This window comes from Granulicatella sp. 20925_1_28 (assembly GCF_041433575.1).
Taxonomy (GTDB): domain Bacteria; phylum Bacillota; class Bacilli; order Lactobacillales; family Aerococcaceae; genus Granulicatella.
Genome location: NZ_JAPWBS010000008.1, coordinates 34,578 through 57,482, shown reverse-complemented (window position 1 = coordinate 57,482; position 22,905 = coordinate 34,578). Strand labels below are relative to the sequence as shown.

The 22,905-nt window shown below is 38.2% G+C and carries 18 protein-coding genes and 2 pseudogenes; all 20 read right to left on the bottom strand.

The features are described 5' to 3' along the window. Positions 1-28: 28 nt before the first annotated feature. On the bottom strand, positions 29-2,950 hold the full coding sequence (locus O3793_RS05510; RefSeq protein ID WP_371446189.1) for an insulinase family protein: 2,922 nt from the start codon (positions 2,948-2,950) through the stop codon (positions 29-31). Positions 2,951-3,132: 182 nt separating this feature from the next. Beyond that, positions 3,133-3,270 (bottom strand): annotated as a pseudogene (locus tag O3793_RS05505) (XRE family transcriptional regulator); the annotation flags it as partial. A 100-nt stretch (positions 3,271-3,370) separates the two neighbouring features. Next, positions 3,371-3,628 carry a tryptophan synthase alpha chain gene (locus tag O3793_RS05500; RefSeq protein ID WP_371446188.1) on the bottom strand — a complete coding sequence of 86 codons (258 nt, stop codon included), beginning with the start codon at positions 3,626-3,628 and terminating at the stop codon, positions 3,371-3,373. Between the two features lie 391 nt (positions 3,629-4,019). Then, positions 4,020-4,796: a DUF6339 family protein gene (locus O3793_RS05495; RefSeq protein WP_371446187.1), complete on the bottom strand. Its 777-nt coding sequence runs from the start codon at positions 4,794-4,796 to the stop codon at positions 4,020-4,022. Beyond that, the gene (locus O3793_RS05490) at positions 4,793-5,659 is read right to left on the bottom strand and encodes a hypothetical protein (RefSeq protein WP_371446186.1); all 867 of its coding nucleotides are present in this window, start codon (positions 5,657-5,659) and stop codon (positions 4,793-4,795) included. The genes O3793_RS05495 and O3793_RS05490 overlap by 4 nt, the downstream gene beginning before the upstream one ends. Beyond that, a complete protein-coding gene (locus O3793_RS05485; protein ID WP_371446185.1) occupies positions 5,643-7,604 on the bottom strand; it encodes a hypothetical protein in 1,962 nt (653 codons plus the stop codon). The genes O3793_RS05490 and O3793_RS05485 overlap by 17 nt, the downstream gene beginning before the upstream one ends. Before the next feature lie 111 nt (positions 7,605-7,715). Further along, the gene (locus O3793_RS05480; protein WP_371446184.1) at positions 7,716-7,952 is read right to left on the bottom strand and encodes a hypothetical protein; all 237 of its coding nucleotides are present in this window, start codon (positions 7,950-7,952) and stop codon (positions 7,716-7,718) included. A 597-nt stretch (positions 7,953-8,549) separates the two neighbouring features. Next, entirely contained in the window at positions 8,550-8,996 is a 447-nt protein-coding gene (locus O3793_RS05475; RefSeq protein WP_371446183.1) for a hypothetical protein, read from the bottom strand. A 73-nt stretch (positions 8,997-9,069) separates the two neighbouring features. Further along, positions 9,070-10,404 carry a DNA (cytosine-5-)-methyltransferase gene (gene dcm / locus O3793_RS05470; RefSeq protein ID WP_371446182.1) on the bottom strand — a complete coding sequence of 445 codons (1,335 nt, stop codon included), beginning with the start codon at positions 10,402-10,404 and terminating at the stop codon, positions 9,070-9,072. A 74-nt stretch (positions 10,405-10,478) separates the two neighbouring features. Next, on the bottom strand, positions 10,479-11,969 hold the full coding sequence (locus O3793_RS05465) for a Sau3AI family type II restriction endonuclease (RefSeq protein ID WP_371446181.1): 1,491 nt from the start codon (positions 11,967-11,969) through the stop codon (positions 10,479-10,481). Between the two features lie 112 nt (positions 11,970-12,081). After that, positions 12,082-12,879 (bottom strand): SDR family oxidoreductase UcpA, encoded by a 798-nt coding sequence (gene ucpA / locus O3793_RS05460; RefSeq protein WP_371446180.1) that lies wholly within the window; start codon positions 12,877-12,879, stop codon positions 12,082-12,084. 13 nt (positions 12,880-12,892) lie between these two features. Then, a complete protein-coding gene (locus O3793_RS05455; RefSeq protein ID WP_371446179.1) occupies positions 12,893-14,302 on the bottom strand; it encodes an APC family permease in 1,410 nt (469 codons plus the stop codon). A gap of 547 nt (positions 14,303-14,849) precedes the next feature. Then, on the bottom strand, positions 14,850-16,004 hold the full coding sequence (locus O3793_RS05450; RefSeq protein WP_371446178.1) for a mannitol-1-phosphate 5-dehydrogenase: 1,155 nt from the start codon (positions 16,002-16,004) through the stop codon (positions 14,850-14,852). Between the two features lie 13 nt (positions 16,005-16,017). Then, entirely contained in the window at positions 16,018-16,455 is a 438-nt protein-coding gene (locus O3793_RS05445; protein ID WP_371446177.1) for a PTS sugar transporter subunit IIA, read from the bottom strand. A 2-nt stretch (positions 16,456-16,457) separates the two neighbouring features. Next, the gene (locus tag O3793_RS05440) at positions 16,458-18,434 is read right to left on the bottom strand and encodes a BglG family transcription antiterminator (RefSeq protein WP_371446213.1); all 1,977 of its coding nucleotides are present in this window, start codon (positions 18,432-18,434) and stop codon (positions 16,458-16,460) included. Between the two features lie 15 nt (positions 18,435-18,449). Beyond that, positions 18,450-20,210 (bottom strand): PTS mannitol transporter subunit IICB, encoded by a 1,761-nt coding sequence (locus O3793_RS05435; protein ID WP_371446176.1) that lies wholly within the window; start codon positions 20,208-20,210, stop codon positions 18,450-18,452. 311 nt (positions 20,211-20,521) lie between these two features. Further along, positions 20,522-20,659: pseudogene (locus O3793_RS05430) on the bottom strand (EamA family transporter); the annotation flags it as partial. Between the two features lie 36 nt (positions 20,660-20,695). Next, complete coding sequence (locus O3793_RS05425; RefSeq protein ID WP_371446175.1) at positions 20,696-21,544, bottom strand: amino acid ABC transporter substrate-binding protein; 849 nt, start codon at positions 21,542-21,544, stop codon at positions 20,696-20,698. Positions 21,545-21,553: 9 nt separating this feature from the next. Then, complete coding sequence (locus tag O3793_RS05420; protein ID WP_371446174.1) at positions 21,554-22,183, bottom strand: amino acid ABC transporter ATP-binding protein; 630 nt, start codon at positions 22,181-22,183, stop codon at positions 21,554-21,556. Between the two features lie 12 nt (positions 22,184-22,195). Then, a complete protein-coding gene (locus O3793_RS05415; RefSeq protein WP_371446173.1) occupies positions 22,196-22,837 on the bottom strand; it encodes an amino acid ABC transporter permease in 642 nt (213 codons plus the stop codon). Positions 22,838-22,905: the final 68 nt, after the last annotated feature.

The following is a 22,905-nucleotide window of genomic DNA, read 5'->3' as shown; positions in this document are numbered from 1 at the left end:
TGTGAACCTTGGGATTTTTTGGTTGCTTTTATTTCGTTAAGTTACGGATGTTTTTGAAGATGTCTTTATGGTTTTCAATCTTCGTATCATTTCCGATTACGACAAACGCGTTTTGGTCCATGATGGCTTTCATCGTTGGAGCGTATGCGCGTACCTTTTCAGGAGTTGCCGCTAAGATTTCATCGCGGAACTGTTGCACTTTCTCTTGCGTTAGATGCGTGAAGTAACGCGTGAAGGCTACTGCCCCTTTTTGAGCGGCTGAAAGTGGACGGTCAATCGTACTGAATGTACCAATCAAGTTCTTCTCAAACTCAGCCTGAGATAAGTTGAAGTTTTCTAAGTATTCCACTTGTCCATCATAACGTTCGAGCGTTTCAACGATATTCGGATCGCGGTAAGAAAGACCTGCGACGTCCCCTTTATCGGTGATGACACTCATACCGCCGTATGCCCCACCTTGAACACGAACCGTATTCCATAAGTAATCGAGTCCTAGAACGGATTTCAAGAATAAGTTCATCCCGTTCACTGGAACACCAAGAAGCGTTTGGTTATATCCTTTTGCGACATAGTTGATTTCTTGGGCTGTCTTGAATCCTTCGTTTAACACTTCCACTGGATTCGTGAAGGCTTGTTTTTCAACCTTGTGAGTCCCAAGATGCTTGAAGAAGTCCTCGGACACTTGTTTGAAGTGCTCGAAGTCAACTTTGCTTCCGACAAAAGTTGCCACTAATTGGTCTGTTGTTAAAATGGTTTCTAACACAGCTTTCAAGCGGTCGATAAAGGCTTGAGGGGCGGCATCAAAACCAGCCACCACATCGCAAATGAAGTCGTAGTAGTCGATTCCTTCAAGCGATTGTAAGTATTTCGCGCCTTCGTAGTAGTAAGATTCTAAACGACGAAGGGATGCCACGTGTGACCCATAGTTGAAGTTCATCTCTAAGTCAGCTTTCACATTGAGTAAGAGCTCTTTAATCTTCTCAACATCATCTAAGTTTGAACGGTGAACTACTTCTTCAATCAAGCTTAAGAGTTGTGGTTGGTATTCAGACAAGGCCTTCCCGCTCACAGTGAATTTAGGATAGTAGAGGTTGTCCGCTACTGATTCAGTGATGACTGTCGCGTTTGTGCCGATGCCACCAGTGTAGAAGTCGATTTCTGTGCTGAGGGCTTCGTCTGTGAAATTTTCGGTTCCAACTTCCCCTAGTACTTCCGTTAAGAAGGCTACGACTGGAATATCTTCTGTCTTCACGCCTGATAAATCGAAGTAATATTTCACGTAAGAAATGCCGGCTGTGAAGTCTTCATAGTGTAAGAAGGTTGGTTTGCCTTCCGATGCTTCCACTGTTAATGGGAGTGGCTTCACTTCGCGGTCGATATCTTCAATCGAGAGTTTTGGTAATTTCGCCAAATCCTCTTCCTTATCTGGAGTCGTTTGACGTTCTAGAAGCTGTTGCGTTTGTTCCACAAGAGCTGCCACTTCTTCGTCAGATAATGACGCTTTATAGGCCGCTAACTCTTCTTTCAACGCTTCGTCTTTGCGGTCCCCAAGTCCAGGTTCTGGAGCTAAAGTGATAACCGCTGCATGCGTATTGTCGAGTAATGTCGTTTGGATTAAACGTTCAAAATAGCCGTTTGCCATTTCTTCTTGCATCTTATCTAACACACGTTGGTATTCAAACGTTGCGAATACATCCCCGCCGTATAACCAGCTTGTAAGTGAGTTGAGTGAATACAAGATTCCTTTTGGAGTTGCCCCTTCTAGCGCTGTTAATTCTTTATAACGGAACGCTGCTTTATTGAGGGCTGCTTGAATCGCTTTTTGCGGAATGCCTTCAGCCACTAAACGTTTCAACTCGTTTTCGATGATGGATACGAATTGGTCTTTCGCTTGCGGGTTTGTATCTTTTAAGACGATTTCAAAGATTGGTGAATAGGTTGCTGCACCAAATCCACCAGACACATCTGAACCAAGGCCTGATTTCAAGAGAGCTTTCTTAATTGGAGCCGTGTTAGATCCAAGAAGGAGTTCATCTAATACGCCAAGCGCGATGAGTTCTTCAGAGTTTGTCCCCTTACCAGCGGCCCAAATATACGCTAAGAGCGATTTATTTTCAGTTGGCTCGTCTTTAGAAATTGAGAATTTCGCTTCTAATTCATGACGCTCGCTGAAAGGTGTTTGTTCCACAGACTCGAATTCGTAGTCTTTAGCATCAAACGCATCGAAGTATTCTGTCAATTGCGCGAACGCAGTGTCTAAGTCTAAGTTTCCGTAAAGCGTCACACGCGCATTGCTTGGGTGGTAGTACTTGTCATGGAACGCCACGAACTCTTCTTGCGTTAACGAAGGAATCGCAGCTGGCATCCCACCAGAAATATGTTTGTAGACCGTATCTGGGAATAACGTTGGTTCAAACAGACGGTATAATTCAGAGTCCGCTTGTGAGAACGCCCCACGCATTTCGTTATATACCACACCTTTATAAATCAATTCATCATCGGCGTTTTCTAAGTGATAGTGCCATCCTTCTTGCATTAAGATTTGTGGATCATGCTTAAAGTTTGGATAGAATACCGCATCTAAGTACACAGACATCAAGTTGTTGAAGTCTTTTTGGTTACGAGACGATACTGGATAAACCGTCTTATCAGAGTAAGTCATCGCATTTAAGAATGTATTCAGTGAGCCTTTTAATAACTCTACGAATGGTTCTTTCGATGGATATTTCTTCGAACCATTTAACACAGAGTGCTCGATAATATGCGCAATCCCGTTATCATTATACGGTGGCGTACGGAACGCAATATTGAACGCCTTATTATCGTCTTCGTTTTCAAGGTATAAGACCTCTGCGCCAGTCTTATCATGTTTGTACAAATAACCGACAGAACGAATATCTGGCAAGTCTCTTTTTTCAACTAAAGAGTACCCTTTAAAATTCTTTGTCATAAAATTCCTCCTTCAAGGGTTTTCACCCATTCTACCACTTTTAGCGCAAAAAAAGAAGATAAGGGGGCTACTTCGTATATAAAGTAAAAAACTCAAAATTCACTTATATGAATTTTGAGTTTTAGGCATTTTGAACTAATAATCTTATACAACTGGATATTGTGATTTTTTAAAGTTATTAACTAAAATGTCTTCTCTTTCAACTTTATCTCAATCTCATATCCGTTTTGTCGAGCTAATTCCACAAACGTCATAACAGTTGGATTATGATGCCCTGCTTCCAATCTTGCTAAAAAGGCTCTCTTTTCATCTAACTTCTCAGCAAATTCTTCCTATGTCAATTGATGATTTACCCGTAATTGAATCGTCCTCAAAGCTACTTTTTGAAGAGAAACTTCTCTAAGTAAGTCTTATTCGAAATTAGGATAAATCGATGAGAACTTCATAAACTTTCGTGTTAAATAAGAAGTCACTACCATTCATCCCTTCTTTAGTCCTTGATACAGGTATTTTTAAACAGCGTTTTCCTTTATAATGGTATCCGCATTTTTCACGTACTTCTGGAGAAAGTCCTTCTTCTTGTAATATCATTAATACTGCAAAAACTTTGACTTGTTCCTCGTACGTTAAGCCTTCTACTTCGTCAATCATCTTTTTTGTTACTCGATATTTTGCCATAAAAACACCTCCCAATTATGCAGAATCCCAAAATTCACTTATAAGTGAATTTCGGGCAGCAAAGCATCTCCTTTGTTTTCAAAAAAACATTCTCCCAGAATTCTTATTCTTAAGCCTAAAACATACTCTTATACCTGATTGAATTCTTCTGCCCCTCCCTGGTAAGGCATTTTTATAAAAGCGTTTACACTTAATTATATCCTGCAAAAACCCTTGTTGCAATAGGCTTTTTGCAATAAGAAACTTTTTTGATATTTTTTTTCAAAAAAATAATTTCTAACTCCCGATAACTTTTTATAAAATTTAACTCTAAAAGAAAAACTTATCAAAAAAGGAGTGGTTTAAAATCCACTCCTTTCAAGTATCTCTTAGATAGCTTTTATTCTATATATTAAATAGTTTTTTCAGATACCGTTTCTACGTTCTCCATTTTCAACAAATTATCTTTAACTATTTTTTTGATTTCATCTTTAGATAATAAGTCCAAAATAACAACACCGCCAGTTAAATTTAATAACTTGTTCGCAGACGAATATGAATATCGATTTTCAATCATTTTCCCTTCATCTATCAATTCATAGATTGCCTCTAATGTTCCCAATACAATGTTCTTATTTGAAACAAGATTACTTGAGAAATACGCAATAGCATTCCCACGATAAGTCCCCTCCATAAATCGATTCGTTAGATAGAATGGATCTTCCGCTTCTGGATTTATTGTATAATAAGCAATCCACCAGAGCGACGCGATGTTATTAATCATCAGAGAACGTTTATTCCCTCGATTAAATATGGTTCTTGAAATAACACTTGCTTCTCTCGTTTTTCCACTAATCAATTTTAATTGATCTAAGTGATAATCTAAATAGAATGTGTTTTCTAGCGCAATCCATAATTTTTCATTTGAAGCTTCTGAAATGCTCAAATGCTTCAATGATTCCCAAATTATTTTCATGTTTTTTTTATTTGCATCGGGATCTTCAGACTCCAGAAACAAATCAGCATAATCAAATTCAATGCTAGATTCTATTACATTCTCAGGATTTGAAAAAATTTCTTTGATTTTCTCTTTATCTCCATCTAAATAGAGAGGAAGATAATTGGAATTAAAATTCGTTTTGAATTCATCTAGAAAATCATCTGATACATAATACACTAGTTTCTTCATTTCTCATCACCTTCAAAATAATTTTTAAAACTCACTAAAGATTTTGCCACAGGATTATTTAATAACTCTTGAGCAATTTTAATTGCTTCTGAGTCTTCATCAATTTTTAATCCTTTCAATTCAAGAATCTTCACTAAATCCATATACCAATTGCTACTTTCATAACTTGTAGTATTTGATTGTATTCTTTCAATTGTGTATGTTAACGCTGGCAAAATAAGAGCAGTCATTAAGATTGATTCTAACGCTTTATCGCTTTGAGAAAGCGACAAGTAAACATCATATGCTACCCCAGGAAGCTCCAGTTTAATAGTATCAGATTCATCACAGTTAACAATCATTTGCTCAATAGCATCATTTCTAGACACTCGGATAATCGATTCGAGACTGGCTTTTTCTGAATTAGAAAAGGTCATATCAATTTCTAACGGAATATCAAAGGCAAGCATACTTCCTTTTTCAATCAATGGAATTTTAAAATCCTCACCATAATACTCTTGATTAAATCCAGTATTGTTATAGTCAACCAAATCTTCACTCGCTAAAATAAAGGAATTTACAAAAACTTTCCTTGAGACATCTTTGGCCTCAATGACTATTTCTTTTTCAACTTCACCAAATTCAAAAACTACTAATTTTCTATATGATGATGATTGTCCTTCTAAAAGCATAGCAATCTTCGCTTTATTGTTTTTCAATAACTTTTCAATATCATTATTTTCAATAGTACATTTGCATAATAACTTTAAAAAGGAATCATTTCTTTCTTTTACCTCTACGTCCATACTAAATAATCCAGAAGAAAAATCGTCTGTCTCTTTACTTAATACTGGATAAGGAAATACATCAGCCTTTAATTTCATAAACATTTACCTCCCATTTAACGAGTAAAACTGTATCAAACTCAACTTCGACTATTGCCAAGCTATCCTTTTTCACATTCTCCATTCGAATTCGAGAAGTATTGTAAGTTATATTATTTGTACCAGAATTACTACCCTTAATTTTTGCTTTTGTTACACTACCATCCTCACCAACATACTTAAACTCTAATTCAACTAACCTCATTGATTTTTTTGGTTTTAAGATAAATTTATATTTGCCCGATTTTTTATCCAATAAGATACACTTAGAAGCAAATAATTCATTCACTTTCTTAAACATATTCTTTTCTCCAGTTTTTGGTCCATCCTCTCCAACGCTTGGCAAGTGCCCATGACCTGCTCCAGGATTTGTACCAAAGCCATCCCCGCTTCCATTTCCTCTTCCGTTTCCGATGTTGCCACTTGACTCATTACCACTACCATCTACTTCATTTATTAATTCTTCTAATGATTTTTCTTGTTCTTCTGCTGAGTTAGTTAGATTAATGATTTGCGACTGTCTTCTAATCTCAACTTTATCTATTTTATTTTTGATACCTCTTTCTTTGCTTTCAGAATTTCCACCTTGTTGTCTAGAACGAGCAGGCAAGAAGCTACTTAATCCTATTGCATCAATAGAATCTGCACTATCTGATACAAAAGAATCTATAACTTTGTCTTTAAACCAGCGATACAAATCATCTAAGAACGCCTTAGCTTCTTTTCTATTGTCTGAAAGTTGATCCGGGCTCCAATTATCATGATTTGTATTTTCTAAAGCTCTTAAGAATTTATCTAGTTCTTTCCCTGTAGCTCTAAAAATTCCTGTGAAGTTTATACTTCTACTAATACTACGTCTATCATAGATTTTCATCCCAGAAATTCTTGTTTGTAAAATAGCTCTGTTAGCTCTATCCTTTTTCAATAAAATCAATTTACCATCTGTAACATCCTCGATAAAACTATATTTTGCTTTAAATGATTCGTCTAAATCAAATGTAATACTATCTGGACTAGTATAGGCTTCATAATAATTTTCAGTACTTTCAAGTAATCTCTTTTCATCAGAATTCCAATTCACATTTTTTAAATCAATAAGTACTTCTTGAATAGTCTCTTTATTAATAATTCTATCATTCACAACAACTACTAATTTATTTTCCAGAATTGAAACTAGAAAATTATTAACTGTCGAAAAGATAATCTTATTTTCCCAGTCTTCATCACTATTTCGTAATCCTACAACAAATAAATCTGTGCCGTATTCAGTTTTTTCTCGTTCTTCGAACCCAAAATTAATCTGTCCTGGAACGTATTCAGTTGTTTCATCCTGATACAATGCTCTAGACTGTGTTATAATATCTGGCTCTGTTTCAGGAGGGTTAAAGGAAACAAAGTTTAACACCCCTGCGTGTCTAACAATACCATCTTTAGGAACTGTATTATAAAACACTAATCTTAAATCTGAAGCCGCAAACGGTGCAGCTTTACCGATTCCTTTTGACCCAGCAGCATTCTCATTCGCTTTCTCCGAATACCCATTTCCTAAAACTAATGCATCATAACTAGTATCATCTAAACCACAAGTATTATAGTCACTAATTTTAAGTATTTTAACTTTATCTGCCTCAATTACACTTTTAAATCTTTCTAGAAATTTTACAGTGTCATCATTACCTTTTTTCTTCCAGAATTTAATAGCATTTTCTAAAGCAATTTCTTTCAGTTCATTGAATCCAGGTAATGTTTTCGTTTCAATATCCGAAAAACTAAATGTTACTTTTACAGGTTCTTTTTTCTCAGAATCTCTAGCATCCAAAGAATTTTGAATGGTTTCTCTTGCTAGTGAATCAATAATATTACTTTTGAATGAATTAATTGCCGGGTCATTTACGCCCATAGGAGTTAGTTTTTTCCCATGTGGAAAATTCCATTTTACATTCATCTTATTTACCTCTCTTTTCTAATCGTTTATTTTTTACTTCTAAAAGATAATGTCTTTGTTCCCCAACTCAGTTTATTACATTAAACTGAAACTAATAATTGTTTTCTATAACTACTCTCCCTTCTTCGAAAATCTGAATTTAGAATTTTCTTTCGAAACTTCTACTTCAAACAATTTTTTAGCCCTTTGAAGTTCAAGTTCAATCGCTTTAAATAACTCATTTACCTCTTTTTCAGAATAATCATAATTTCTTCTGTTTGAGAGATTGCCTATTAACTGTATTTTTTGAATCACAGAATTTACTCTAGCTTCTGCAAGACGGATAAATTTCTCGTTTTTAGATTCCATTTTAAACACCTCTGTTTTATTATTTGAATTTATTGTACTACATTTTTAAAATCTAGTCAATAGTTAAATTATATTTTTGTTATATTAAAATATTTTTTTCTTTTAAAGAAATAAAAAAGTTATACACAAAAGTGTATAACTCATTTAAATAATTGTACTTAAACGTATTCTAAATCGAATGATGTCTATATAATTTTACGTTGTCTTTGAAAAATTATAACAATCATTTAGTGCTATAATTTAAAATCTATAATTCTATGAATACCCTTATACCTTCTATCATTAACTATATCAATCAGACTCTTTTTTGAAATTAGAATATTATATGGTTGTTCTGCCAACCGTGCTGTATAGTAAATTTGCGGTAGATACAGTTTTCTATCTTCTTCATTAGTAGTCTCTGAGGTCTTTGTTAGCCTGTATTCAGTTGGTTTATATAAAGAAAGAGTAGCATAGATTAATCCTTGATCATCCTCCCTTATTATAAAAGCTAGTCCTGAGTTTTTCTTATGGCGTTCTTTTTCTAATAATGAGTTAAATCTATCTATAACTTTCTGGTAGTTCTTTTTGTTGACTTTATAGTACCTCAAATATTTTTTAATAACTTCTTTTTTTTATCAAAATGAACTCAATCTGGGATATATCCTCCTTTGACAGTTTAACTTTTCGATCCCGTTTTCCTTCATCATAGACCCAAATCCAAGACATCAAATACCATTCTGTTAAAGCGTATTTCTCACCGAATACCCATCCATCTCTCTTAATCCCTCTATTACTAAATAGTAACTCAAAAGCAAATGTAGGAATAGACTCTTTACCATCTACTTGTCTATAATTCGTTGCTGTTTTTAAGTCGACATGATGAAGTAAATTATCCTTAAAAAAACTTTCAGAAGCTAATTGTATATCTGAACCTTTATTATTTTCTTCCTTAGTAGATCGTTTAACTTTTTCAAACACCCCACTATTGGTTAAATGTTCAATAATCAAATCATTAATTACACTTTCATTTTCGATATCGACATTCCGATTTGATTCAATCATATTCTCCCTCCAAAAAAAGACTTACAAAGGAATTATATCACGTTCCTTCGTAAGTCTAAATAATTATTTGGGATTAAATCATTTTTGCAATTCCGATACCGATACGTTCCACAATGGTTGTAACTAGCGCATTCCCCATAAAGAAATAACGCATACGGTCGTTAACTTCGCTAACTGTCCCATCGGATTGTTTTTTGTATTTTGTCCAATCACAAGGGAAACATTGTAATAACTCTGCTTCGTTTGGTGTTAATAGTCGGAACTGATTGCCTTCTTTTAAGAAGTGCGTTGAACGGTTTACACTACCCTCACTTGTAAGCATTGTACGTCCTGGTAATGAAAAATCATCCGTTTCGCTCATTCCACCTTCAGAGAAGATATAAGTAAATCCTTCTTCTGTCGTACGTTCAATTTTCTTTGGTCCACGCAAGTATTGGAATTTCTTAATCTTATCTTCGTCCTGAATCACATACTTTTGAATATACTCTTGATAAGCTTCCTCATCATGTTTTTCGACATAATACTCTTTAGCCTTTTGAACTACTTCTCCTAAAGTCATTGCTTTTTCGAATACAGGAGTTGTATCGATTGTGTAATAAATACCATCTTTCATCAAACCTGTGTTCCAAACTTTTCCAGTAAAGTTATTCGAAATATCTACAATATATTCTTCAGAATGCGCATCTAGTTCACTAAGTTTTTCTGTATAGACACGATTCTTATTCGCACTATTTTCTACTGGAAACTGCGTTGCAAAAAGACCTTTTTTATAAATATACGACTCGAATGATTCTGGTGATAAATCTTTAATACCATGTTTCTTGGCAAAAGCTGAGTCATTTTTATAAATAAAGAAGAACACGCGACGACGTCTTTGAGGTGCTCCATAATCTGCCGCATTAATCACACGCCATTCAACGGTATACCCCAATTGATTGAATGCTCCGAGCATAATTGCAAAATCACGTCCACGTTGTTTAGACGGTGATTTCAATAGTCGGTCCACATTTTCAAGAATAAGATATTCTGGTTTGATATGATTCACCGCGCGAATAATCTCCCAGAAAAGAACCCCTTTTTTACCTTCGATACCCATTTCATGCTTTTTACTGCGCGCTACTGAGTAATCTTGGCATGGAAATCCGCCAACAATCATATTCACACCATTTGCCTTCATTTCATCAAAATACTCTGATGAAACTTGCATGATGTCTTCATTACTATGATTGATTTTTGGGTAGTTGTATACTCCAACTTCAAACGCATCTTGCGCTTTTCGACTAGGTTCAAATTGATTCGTATCAGTCACTTGGAAAAATTTTTTATTTAATTTTTTGTTAGCCTCATGAAGACCAACGATAAATCCCCCAACGCCATCAAACATTGAGAATACTTTAATTTTTGACATGATTACCTCTTTCATTTTCATCCAAAATTTCTCTATTACTATATCATGAATTCAATATTTGATCAACTGATTTGCTAATCCCACTCACCACGTAAAATTTCTTGTAGGAACTTCTTAGGCATCCAGAACGAATGCTTCGTAATTCTTCGGTCATCTGGAAGTGGATTCGTATCTGAGAGTTTTCCTTTTCCAACAAAGACATCTTTTTCAATCTCGTAATAAGAATTTGAAGCATGAATTTTTGTAAATAAAAATTGATTCACTTGACTCTGAGGGAAATTAGTCGATACTCCCTTATCGGACTGCGTTAACTGTACTCCGTCAGAAATAATGGTACGTGTTTCATTCCATACTCGTTGTGCTTCATCCAGTAAACGTTCAGGAAATCCCCAGAACTTCACTTGGTTTAAAACATACTCTCCTGGAGCTTCTTCCTTAAACACGACAAACATATAACGTTTATCACAAATCTCTTGGAAAACATGGGACTCTTCCCAATTATCATTTTGTGCTAACTCAATAAAGTCATAAACCTTAAATGGAGAGTCTTCTTTAGGGAGGTCATCCTTATTTACTCGAATAACCCTTAGATTCATATTTGCTTTTTGAAACTCTTGTGTATTTTCAAGGTCTCCAGTCAGTCCAATCATTTTTCTGATTAGTAAACTATTTTTAGATTTTGAACGAACAGGAACTTCGAACTCATCATATAAGTCTTCGGCTTTCCAACCCTTATACTTCAAAATCTTCTCTTCAATGAGTTGAGTAAAAGGTTTCTTCGTTCCTTTAGCAGTAGCTAACACGCTCTCTTGTTCATGACTAGCAAAGATTTTATGATTAATCAAATACGTCATGTAACTAGACTTTAATTCCCACGCTCGTTGTTTCGCCATCACATCACTAAACGGTTGTTTTTTCCAGTCTTTACCTTTACCGGCTCCTTTTGTACAAGTGGATAAATAGTTTCCATCGGATTCAGATAATTCGTGAGCCCGTCCCTCTTTAATTTTCTGAGTGATTCGAGCATAGTCATCTAAAATGACATTCATATCTTCCTCGAACCATTCAAACAAGAACACTTTTTCAATCATATAATCATAAAGCGTTTGTTCAGGAATCAAACCATTATAAAATAATAAAAGCATTTTTGAGCATTTTTTCCACAAATGAGATTGATAGAAATCATCTAGATTCTCTTCAAAATAATTAATAATCGTTAAGACTAGTCTTTCTTTTGCGGAAATAGTTCCATTCTTATTGACTTTGAATGGAGTCACCTTAAGCTCTACTCCAATTTCTTCAAAGTCAGCTGCAGCATTACTATTCGGTTGGTATCCAAAATAATACCGTTCAATATAATTACCATACTGCCCTTTTGAAGATGGCTTAATCTCTTTTTTCTCATACTCATTGGCTTCTTGATTTTGATAGTCCTCGTATGTCTTATACTCCGCTTCATCATATTCTTTTAAAATATCTGCGAATTTTCGGTTGAGGATTTTTTCAGAATACTGAATTACTTCTTCTAAATTTGTATTGTCATAATTAAACAGTTCTTGTCCCATACACTTATCTCCCTTATTGTAGTTTTATTGTACATGAAAACTACATCAACATAAATAAAAAAAATAACCACCAGATAAAACTGGTGATTATTTCTTTCAAAATTTATTTTCTTTAATTCGTCCCAATACTCATCGTTTCTGGTAAGGTGCTGCCGCCGTCGATGACGATTTGGCTTCCTGTGAGGTAGCTGGCTTCATCACTTCCAAGGAACGCGAAGAGTTCGCCGACTTCGAGTGGGTCTGCCAAGCGCTTCATTGGCACTCCTACTGCGATGTCTTGGATGGCACTTTCTGGGTTTTCTGGATTGGATTCAATCGCCATCTTTTCAACCATTGGTGTACGCGCATATCCAAGTTGTGAACAGTTCACGCGGATATGACGGTCTGCGTATTCGACGGCCAAGCATTTCGTTAAGCCAACGAGCGCTGCTTTTGTCATAGCGTAGGCTGCTTCTCCGGCATCGGCTACGATATCCCCTGTGACGGATGAGGCAATAACGATGCTACCACCGCCTTGTTCAAGCATATAAGGGATGACGGCCTGACACGTATTCCATACGCCCTTTATATTCACATCGATATGGAAGTCGCGCATCTCGTCACTCATTTCTTCAAATGGAGCTAAGCGACAAACCCCAGCATTACAACAAGCCACGTTCACTTCCCCGAAGGCGTCTTTTGCCTCCTTGGCTGCTTCTTTCATATGCTCTTTGTTGGAGACGTCTCCGACATAAGTGACGATTTGGGCTCCGTATGTTTCTCTTAATTCTTTGGCCGTTTCTTCAACTTCTGGTAATAAGTCGACAAGGCACATCTTAGCGCCGTATTTGGCATAGACTGTTGCAATTCCCTTTCCGAGTCCAACGGCTGCTCCAGTGATAAGTGCTACTTTTCCTTCTAATTTTTTCATGGTTTTCTCTCCTTTAATATTCTTTTTCTCCATCAGGGGTTTCAATAGTTACTTTGACATGTTTCCAACGAATGAGGACCATCCATAACCAGATGCATACACCGACTCCCATGTACACGGCAAATGAAATCCAAGAACCGATTCCTTGTCCAAGCGTACAGAAGAATGCGATGGCAAGCATGATGATCATGGCCATAATGCGTAAGGCATTTCCACCTTTGACCGTATTTTTATTATTGACATACCACTCAGGATGTTTGTTGCGGATGCGGACTGCGGAAATCATGGTTAAGGCGTACGCGCAGGCACAGCCAAATGACATCAAGTTGAAGAAGTCATTCATGAAGGTTGTCGCATTTTGCAACAAGATAAAAATCAAGCTGATCACGAGTAGGAAGATATTCGGTAAAATTGGTTGTTGGTGACGGTTGAGTTTCATAAAGGCTTGTGGAAGGAAGTTGTTCTTACCCATTGAGTACAACATCCGTACTGTTGACATCCAGAATCCTAAGATGGATGCGAGCATTCCAAGTAAAATCGAAATGCAACCGTAGATGAGTGGCCATACTTTCCAGCCTAAGATTTTCTCCATGGCATTAATCGACATAAAGCCGTTAGACGCATCATTGGCTAGTAGGTTATCGAAGGTATCGAGCCCTGCCACGCAGAAGAAGAAAAACGTATAGATGATTCCACAAGTCAAAACGGAACCACAGATAGCCTTCTTCGTATTCGAGATTGGGAAGTCCCCTTCTTCCACCATTTGCGGAACGGTCTCAAAACCGAAGTACGGTGTAATCAGAAGCGCCATTCCGATAATCCAGCCCGGAATAATAAAGGTACTATCCACATTTGATTGGAATAGATTTGAAAAATTACTAATGTTCCAATGTCCGGACGTGAGTAAGAGGATGCCTGTAATAATCGTTGTTGTAATATTGGCGAATAAGAAGAACGCCTGTGCTTTGACGAGCATTTGTACGTCCTGCAAGCTCAACACGAATACAAACAATAGAATCACGATGGCAATCATCATGATATTGTTGAAGCTGAGGGCGAGTCCAAATGTTCGACTAATAAAGGTGGCGATGGCCATTACAACAGCTGGTGGAACAGATATCCAGGCGGCCATAATTAACCACGAGGCTAAGAATCCAGCGTGCTTATTAATGCCGACCGTGTTGTAGATGAGTTCCCCACCCGCCGTTTTGAACAGTGGCGAGATTTCACTATAAACAAGCGCGATTGGGAGAATGGCCAGTGTCATCAGTGCAAAAGCTAAAAATGTACCTGGCCCACAATAATTATAAAAAACTGAATCCCAATAACTGACAAATGTGAAAATTGATCCTGTTGCGACGGTGTAAACAAATACGATTTTTAAACTTTTCTGTAATCCATTACTATTTTCTTTGGTTGACACATAAATCCCTTCTTTATAGTTTTGTACAATTGGTAACGGCGCCTGTTACTGTTTGCACTTTAAGTGTACTCCTTTGCTCAATAGTTATCAAGATAAAATTCCGTTATTTAACGTTTTCTTCAGGAAATATTCGTATTATGTGATTTTTTATACATTTTGACAACGACAAAAAAATGCCTTCCAGAAGGCATTCCTTCCTAAAGACAATGTTTTCTTGTTTTTTTATTCTTACCCTTGGACTTCCGGCGTTGCAACATCCTCACCAAATCATTTCTCACTGATTTGTTGGATGATGCCCTCTTGATAGAGTTCCTTTAAAGCTTGGTTAAGCACTTTGCGAGTTCATCAGTCTCTAACACTTATAATAGGATTACTACTCCGTGTAATAAGCTAGATAAATTTTCGTTAAATAAACTCTGGCCCCTAAGAATAGCTACTGGTATCTCAACTTTTAGCGCTCAATCGAACTGATATTTCTAGCAATAAAAGAAGGAATCAAGCAATTTTGTGCTTGATTCCTTTATTTGTTCTATGAATGGTGCTCCTCTTAGCGAGAGAGGACTTGTTCAACAGAAGTCACAATTTGAGAAACGAGTGCTTCTTCCGTTACGCCTGTTACTTCTTTGACCACTTCTGCAAGAGGTTTTTGTGCAAGTAATGCTTGCAACTCAACGGATTGTTGATCGCTATCATCTTTGTAATCATAGACATACGCAACAGTCTTCAATAGGTTGTCATATGAAAGTCCACGTTCACGTAATTCACGAATAGGACGGATGAAGCGTTCGTCATATCCTAATTTACGAATTGGTGTTCTTGCCACACGAGCAACGTCATCCACGATAAATGGATTTTCGAAACGACTAATAATGACTTTATGGTAGTCTTTTAAGGCTTGTTCGTCAAAGCCCCATTTAGCAATGAGAAGGCTTCTGATTTCTGCAAGAACGGCTTCTACATTTTCTTTTACGGTTGGATTTTGAAGAGCTTCAAGGATTGTATTCGCACCGTAGTAAGCCCCTGTATACGCTGAAGTCGCATGTCCTGAGTTCACTGAGAATAATTTTCTTTCGATGAATGGTTCAAGGTCTTCTTCGTAATGCACTCCTTCTAATTGAAGGGATGGGTTCTTCATACGGCTTGTTTCAACGACCCATTCATTGAAAGGTTCCACCACCACAAAAAGTGGGTCTTCGTGTGTTTGTGCTGGAACGATACGGTCTACGGCAGCATTCGGGAAGCCGACATAGGTTTGTGCATAGGCAAGGCCTTCTTCACTCAAGTATTTCTTGACTTCTTCGTATAAGAATTGAGATCCGCCAATCATGTTTTCACATGCTAGAACATCAACAGGAGTTGTATTCCCACTGACACGACGTTTTTCAATTCCTTTTGCAATCAGTTCCGCAATGAATGGTAAGATGTTTGGTCCGATGGCAGTTGTCACCAAGTCTGCCTCACTAACTGCATCTACGACTGCTTCTGGATTTTTAGCATTATTAATCCCACGTACGTTTGATACGGCAATATGGCGTTGTCCTTCTTCAGCGATTTCGATTTCGTAAGCGCCACGTTCATTTAAGGCATCAATAATTCTTTCGTTTACGTCGACAAATGTGATTGAAAAGTTGTTTTCAAATAACAATTCTCCGATAAATCCACGGCCGATATTTCCTGCTCCAAAATGTACTGATTTTTTCATAGTTTATGCCCCCTTACTCTACATTATTTAATAAACGAATAACTTCTTCAACCGATTGTGCATCCGCTAATTTCACAACGTTATCCACATCTGCACAGAAGATTGAGATTTTTTGAATGATTTCTAAGTGTTCGTCTCCAAGTCCAGCGATTCCGAATAATACGGTCACGACTTTTGGATTTTCTTCTGTTCCAAAGTTCACTCCTGATGGGACTTGAACAATCGCAACTCCTGAAGATTTCACTTCTTTTTTAGCTGCATCTGTTCCGTGAGGAATTGCAATGAAGTTCCCCATATAAACAGATAAGTCTGCATCTCTTTGAACCATTGCATCCACATAAGCTTCATTGACATGACCTGCTTCAACAAGCAAGCGTCCACAGTAACGAATCGCTTCTTCTTTGTTCTCAAAAGCTTGATTCAATTTAATTAATTTTTCTTCAAATTCCATGGTTAATTCTCCAATTTCTTAATTTTTTCGTTGAATATGGTATTCAATAAGTGATAGATGATTTCTTGATTCCCGGTACGATAGATTTCTGTATAGAGATTATTCTCCAGGATGGACTGACTAATTGCCGTCATCAAGTTTCTCACTTCTTCACTCTCATCCAATTTCGTTAACATCACTAGAATTCGTTTGACCTGTTCTCTGCCGTGCGTCATGGATTTGGCTTCAACAGGTTGTTCTAGGTCAATAACGACAAAGTGACTTTCTAAAACCGTATGCGACTGTGTATGCAGCAATGCCAGGTTCGTATTCGGAATAGCAAGTGGACTCTCTTCAAAACGTCTCAGTAACTTGTCCGCCAAATAGTCTGCTCCATTCACCAGTTGTAAGTCCTGGATGAGTTGGAAGACGGTCTTTGCAAAGGTCTCTGCATTCTGAACGTGCATCAAGCGGAAGTTCTTTAGCAGCTGACTAGATGCTTGTAGATACGCCTGTAAATCAAACGTAATCGTTTCAACAGGACGTTCCGTACGACGAACTGTGATATTTTCTTGGACGCGTTGTAAGCACTCTTGTAATTCCAGTATTTCCTTTGCAGAGGGAAAGGCGGAAATGGTATCAAACTGATAGCCTACCACTGGCTTTGTCGACAGTGTGTAATCGTAAGCTTGAAAGTCAACTCCGTCAAGCTCGCTACTGGAGACCACCTTGATTTGTCCCACAAATGGCGCAATACTTTGTATTTTTGTAATCAATAAGCTCGTCATGAGTGGTCGTTCATCCGTCACGAGTAAGACGCGAATCGGATAGATATCCGGACTTCTTCTTAAACTCGAGGCAAAATGCAATGTAATGAGAGAATGCTCGTACTCACTGTTCAAGTAACTTGGGAAGATATCGCGAACAACGAGACTGACGATATCATTAAGATACGCATTCTTCTTAGTCACTAGAGATGCCACATGATAAGACGAACCATCTGGATATAAGACTGGTACGGCTAAGGCTAACTTTAGATGGTGAAAGAGAAACGTAAAGAGGGCTTTATCACGAATAAAATCAATTTTCGTAAAGCGCGAAACACTATCGATTAATTGACTGACGCTGTAATAGAACTCACTATCAAAACGTTCGCGATAAAGAGGAACTTCCTGTCTCTTTAGTACCGTTTCATCAATGATTTTTGCAAACGACACAATCTCTTGTAGATTATAAAATCGTGGTGATGCCTCATCGCTAAGCTCCTTAAAAATCGTTTGTGAGATAGTGAGGGCGTTTTTGGAAATCCCACTAATCGTTTTTGGACTTAACCGATTATCTGCTAACGCTAATAAAAAGGTTAAGAACTCCTTGATTTTTGGATCTAAAGTTCCAAGTGCGGCATTTTGTCCTTCTATGGCCTTTTTGCACAGGCTAACTGTATTCTTTTCTAAATGACTAAATCCTTCCCATTGCCCGTTCGCAAATTCCTGTATAGAAATAGCATTAGACAGGACGATTGCTAACACTCTCCTCTTTTGCCAATCGTCTCCTTGTATCATATATCCTTTTTGGCGGTTGAGTGTCAGATTGAAATGCGCTAGTCGCTTCTCAATCAGTGCAATGTCCTGAATAATCGTTACATTTGAAACGAAGAGGCGCTCTTGAAGCTCCTCATTCGTAATAGGGCTCTCTTCACTAAGTAAGAGATATGTGAGGTGTAATAATCGATCTGTCGGGGTACTGCCGAGCGTGATGGTCTCACTCTCTAAACGTTGCAAGTCTCCTTCTAGATAGTATTTTTTCCCCTCTTTAATCAGTTGGATTCCTAAAGGTTCCAAGCTAACGGTTAAATCAGAGATGGTCCGATAAACCGTTCTCGTTGAAACCTTTAAGAGTTCCATCATTTCTTTTACGGAAAGCTTTCCAAGTTCCAGGAAGGCTTTAATCAATTGTTCTTCTCGATTTGTAAATAACATATCTTCATTATACTCTTTTATCGAGAAATCTTTTAATTATTTGTGCATGCGCGCAATTAATTTATCATACTCTGGTGTTGTCACAACACTATCGACTACTAATAATTGCGCATTTGGTGCAGCTGCTTGTACTTGTGATTGTTGTGCAATCGTTGTAACAATCAAGATGTTTTTTGCATTATGTTCTGCTAATTTTTCGAACGGAACTGTCACAACTGGAATCTTCACGTCATTTGAACGGAAGATAGATTGTAATGTTTCACGACCCATTGTTGCAGAACCTTCAGCTTTGTCATAGGCAAAGACAACTTCATCAACATGGTTTAAGTCGACTGTTGCATCTTCTTGTGCTGGTGCAGCTGTTTCAGCTGGACGAACGTTTCCGTTTGTTAATTGTGCTACGATTTCATCGTATTTTGGTGATGTTAAGAAGTTATCAACTGATACGTGAATGGCTCTTGGCGTACGTTGTGCAGCGCGTTCTGTTAATTCTTCTTGAGTGACAATTAATGTGTAATCTGTATCTTCAAGAGTTGAAATTGCTTGGTTTGTAACAGGAATGTTTTCAAAACCTGCTTTTTGAATTTTGTTACGAAGAAGTGAAGCACCCATTGCAGAGCTTCCCATACCAGCGTCACATGCAAAGATAATACGTTTTACTGAGTCAGTAGAGATTGTTGAAAATTCAGGTGAAGCAACGACAACTTGTCCTTTTGCTTGTGCTTTTGCAGCTGAAGTAGCAGCTTGAGCAGCCTCAAGTGATTCTTCTTCTGAATTGTCGAGTTTTAAGATAAATGCACCTACTACAAATGATACAACAGCAGCTACTAATACACCGGCTAATACAACTAAGTGAGGCATAAATCCTTTAGGAGCCATCCCTAAGATTGCGATGATTGAACCTGGTGAAGCAGCTGAAGTTAATCCAGCTCCTAATAATTGGAATGTGAATGTACCAGATACACCACCTGCGATAACAGCAAGGAACATTGCTGGTTTCATCATTACGTATGGGAAGTAGATTTCATGAATCCCACCGACGAAGTGAATTAACATTGCACCCCATGAAGATGATTTTGCAGAACCTTTTCCGAAGAACGCAAATGCAAGTAAGATACCAAGACCTGGTCCAGGGTTTGCTTCAAGTAAGAATAGGATTGATTTACCAGCATCTACAACTTGTTGTGTTCCAATTGGAGTAAAGATTCCGTGGTTTAACGCATTGTTTAAGAATAAGATTTTAGCTGGTTCAATAATGATGTTTGCTAATGGTAATAATCTAAGTGTAACTAATGCATCCACCCCTTGTCCTACTAATGTTGTTAAGTTCGCAACAACTGGTCCAACAGAGTAGAAGGCAAGAAGCATCATACCGAATGCAAGGAAACCTGCAGAGAAGTTATTTACTAACATTTCAAAACCAGGTTTGATTTTTGGTTGTACTGTTTGGTCGAATTTCTTCATTAACCAAGCTGTAAGAGGTCCCATGATCATCGCACCAATAATCATTGGTACAGTAGATCCTGCTACTGCCCCGAATGCAGCAACAGCACCGACAACGCCTCCACGATGTCCGTATACATTGAATCCACCTGTAAACGCAATTAGAAGTGGAATTACGTAAGTTAACATTGGGGATACCATCTTACTTAATTCTTCATTTGGAAGGTACCCGTTTGGAATTACTAATGCCGTTAATACACCCCAAGCGATTAAGGCTGGGATATTTGGCATGACCATATTAGAAAGTGTTGTTCCAAGTTTTTGGAGTTTCACTTTAAAAGATTTGTTTGACATTTTTCTTCTCCTTTATTCTAGAATGACGTTTTCGAGTATCTGAAAACGCACTCCTTATTTGATGAATTTATCATACAATACTCATTTAGATAAAAAAACTCAAATTTTGGCAAAAAAAATGTGTCATAAAATAAATCCTGTCATAACAATTTTTTAATAAAAAAAGAATAAAGCAACAATGTACTGACCCCAAAAAGTTAAACAATCATTTTAAGTAAAAAATTTAGTTTGTTATTGTACAGGACTAAGTCCCTTTTCCCACAAAAAAACACCTGCAGCGTTCCCACTGCAAGTGTTTAAGTGTATTGTTTCTAGTCGATGACGCCTTGTTCTTTTTTACGGCGTTCTTTGATTAAGTCTTTGAGCGAGATGAGCATCACAGCTGCTAGAATCATCGCCATGCCGATAAAGTCAATCGCAAAGAATTGCTCGTTCATAATCAGGAAGGCGCCCCTTCCGTCCAGCGATGGTTCCTTGTTATTTGGTTATTCTTGTCCTTTAACTTCAGGCGTTGCGACATCTTCGCCAAACCATTTCTGGCTGATTTGTTGGAAGATGCCCTCTTGATAGAGTTCTTTGAAGGCTTGGTTCAGCGCTTCGAGGAGCTTCTTGTCGGCAGGTCGTACCCCTACCGCAAAGGACTCACTCTCGAATCCTGAAGGAATGGTGTCGTACTCGTCGGCGATGCCTTCTGTTGTGAGGTAGTAATCCGCGTATACACGGTCGATCAGTAAGGCGTCGATACGGTCATTCTTCAAGTCGATAATGGCCTCGTTCACGCTTTGGTATTGGTCAGCGTCCCCGCCTTTGACACGGTTCTTCAACACTTCTGGATGTTCTTCAAAATCTAACATCCCAGACGAGCCGTTTTGTGCACCAAGGACTTTACCCGTCATATCTTCTACCGAGTGAATGCCACTCAATTTCTTCACGACTAAGATTTGCGTATTTTGCATATAGGGAATCGTGAAGGCGACTTTCTCGCGGCGTTCGTCTGTGGCGGAATACCCATTCCAGATGGCATCAATCGTGCCGTTTTGGAGTTCCGTCTCCTTCATGTCCCAGTCAATCGGTTGGAAGTGAACCGTGATGCCGAGTTTCTTCGACACGTACTGCGCGAGTTCGATATCAAAGCCGGTATAGTTGCCATTCTTCTCCTCGAACCCCATTGGAACAAAGGTATTATCGAAGCCGACCGTGATGCTCTTTTGTTGTTGGTATTTATCCCAGTTATCGACTTTTGGATTGCTTGCTAGTTGCGTGCAGCCTGCAAGACTCATGACCGCCACCCCTACAAGCGCTAAAAGCCCTAGGATTCCTTTTTGTTTCTTCATAGCGGCCTCCTATTTCGGTTCGAACGTCAATAATTCGTCCGCGATATTCTCGGCAAAGGTTAAATCGTGAGTCACGACGATTTGCGTCATTCCGAGTTCTTTGTTTTGGAGGATTAACTTCTCTACTTCTAGGCGAAGGGCTGGGTCGAGCGCTGACGTTGGTTCGTCGTAGCCGATGATTTCAGGGTCAATCATCATCGCACGGGCTAAGGCCACCCGTTGTTTTTGTCCGCCTGAGAGTGAATATGGGAATGCGTCCTCGTGTTCAGCTAGTCCGAGGCGTTCTAATAGCGCGCGTGCCTTCATGTTGGCTTCTTCTTGAGGCACCCCGTTCATTTTCACCGGTGAAATCGTTAAGTTTTCTAATACGGATAAATGTGGGAATAATTGGAAGTCTTGGAACACGAATCCAAGCAATTGGCGCTTCGAGAGTTCGTCAAGCGCTAAAGGTTCGCCGTTATAGAACACTTCTCCAGAGTCGATTTTTTCAAGCCCTGCTAACATCCGAAGCAAGGTTGTTTTCCCGCCTCCTGAAGGTCCGACGATGGCCAAAATTTTTCCTTCGTGAATCGTTAAGTTGAAATCGGACAAGATTTGTTTATCGCCGAAACGTTTACTAATATTGCGTAATTCTAACATCTGCTTGTCCTCCTATTTATAATAACTGAATTTCTTTTCAATGCGTTTCGCCACAAGCGTCACAATTCCGATAACGATCAGGTAAATCGCTCCTGCTAGAAACATCGGAACAAGGCTCGCATCGCGGTTGGCTGCGGTACGGCTCGCCAAAATAAGGTCTGAGATTCCAAGCGCGTATACAAGTGACGTATCTTTGACAAGGCTCATGATTTCATTGAAGACACTTGGCAAGACAATCTTCGTCACCTGTGGAAGAACGATATCGCGAATCGTTGCTCCTGGCGTGAATTTCAACACCTTCGCCGCTTCATACTGTCCTTTTGGAATCGTATCGATCCCCCCGCGGAAAATCTCCGCAAAGTACGCCGCGTAGTTGAGCGTGAAGGCAATAAGCGCTGCTGGGAGTCGGTCTAAACGAATACCGACACTTGGCAAGACGTAATAAATAAAGATTAGTTGTAATAACAGAGGCGTCCCGCGCATCACCCAGATGTAGATATGGATGAGTCCGTTGAGAGGTTTCCATTTCAGCTGCATCGCAAAGGCAATGAGAATGCCCAGCGGAATCGAGAAGATAAGAACGAGTGCGAACACTTCTAATGTCGTCACTGCTCCGTGTAATAAGCTTGGTAAAATTTCGAGTGAATAAGACAAATTAAGGACCTCCATCTGTTAATTGATGGTACATAGTATAGCACAAACCATTTATTTGAAAAAGATGA

Bases quoted from the DNA above. Each gene is read 5' to 3' on its own strand.
- O3793_RS05490 (WP_371446186.1), bottom strand. From the start codon at position 5,659: ATGAAATTAAAGGCTGATGTATTTCCTTATCCAGTATTAAGTAAAGAG.
- O3793_RS05510 (WP_371446189.1), bottom strand. From the start codon at position 2,950: ATGACAAAGAATTTTAAAGGGTACTCTTTAGTTGAAAAAAGAGACTTG.
- O3793_RS05480 (WP_371446184.1), bottom strand. From the start codon at position 7,952: ATGGAATCTAAAAACGAGAAATTTATCCGTCTTGCAGAAGCTAGAGTA.
- O3793_RS05420 (WP_371446174.1), bottom strand. From the start codon at position 22,183: ATGTTAGAATTACGCAATATTAGTAAACGTTTCGGCGATAAACAAATC.
- O3793_RS05475 (WP_371446183.1), bottom strand. From the start codon at position 8,996: ATGATTGAATCAAATCGGAATGTCGATATCGAAAATGAAAGTGTAATT.
- O3793_RS05495 (WP_371446187.1), bottom strand. From the start codon at position 4,796: ATGAAGAAACTAGTGTATTATGTATCAGATGATTTTCTAGATGAATTC.
- O3793_RS05425 (WP_371446175.1), bottom strand. From the start codon at position 21,544: ATGAAGAAACAAAAAGGAATCCTAGGGCTTTTAGCGCTTGTAGGGGTG.
- O3793_RS05500 (WP_371446188.1), bottom strand. From the start codon at position 3,628: ATGGCAAAATATCGAGTAACAAAAAAGATGATTGACGAAGTAGAAGGC.
- O3793_RS05435 (WP_371446176.1), bottom strand. From the start codon at position 20,210: ATGTCAAACAAATCTTTTAAAGTGAAACTCCAAAAACTTGGAACAACA.
- O3793_RS05465 (WP_371446181.1), bottom strand. From the start codon at position 11,969: ATGGGACAAGAACTGTTTAATTATGACAATACAAATTTAGAAGAAGTA.
- O3793_RS05445 (WP_371446177.1), bottom strand. From the start codon at position 16,455: ATGGAATTTGAAGAAAAATTAATTAAATTGAATCAAGCTTTTGAGAAC.
- O3793_RS05485 (WP_371446185.1), bottom strand. From the start codon at position 7,604: ATGAATGTAAAATGGAATTTTCCACATGGGAAAAAACTAACTCCTATG.
- dcm (WP_371446182.1), bottom strand. From the start codon at position 10,404: ATGTCAAAAATTAAAGTATTCTCAATGTTTGATGGCGTTGGGGGATTT.
- ucpA (WP_371446180.1), bottom strand. From the start codon at position 12,879: ATGAAAAAATTAGAAGGAAAAGTAGCACTTATCACTGGAGCAGCCGTT.
- O3793_RS05450 (WP_371446178.1), bottom strand. From the start codon at position 16,004: ATGAAAAAATCAGTACATTTTGGAGCAGGAAATATCGGCCGTGGATTT.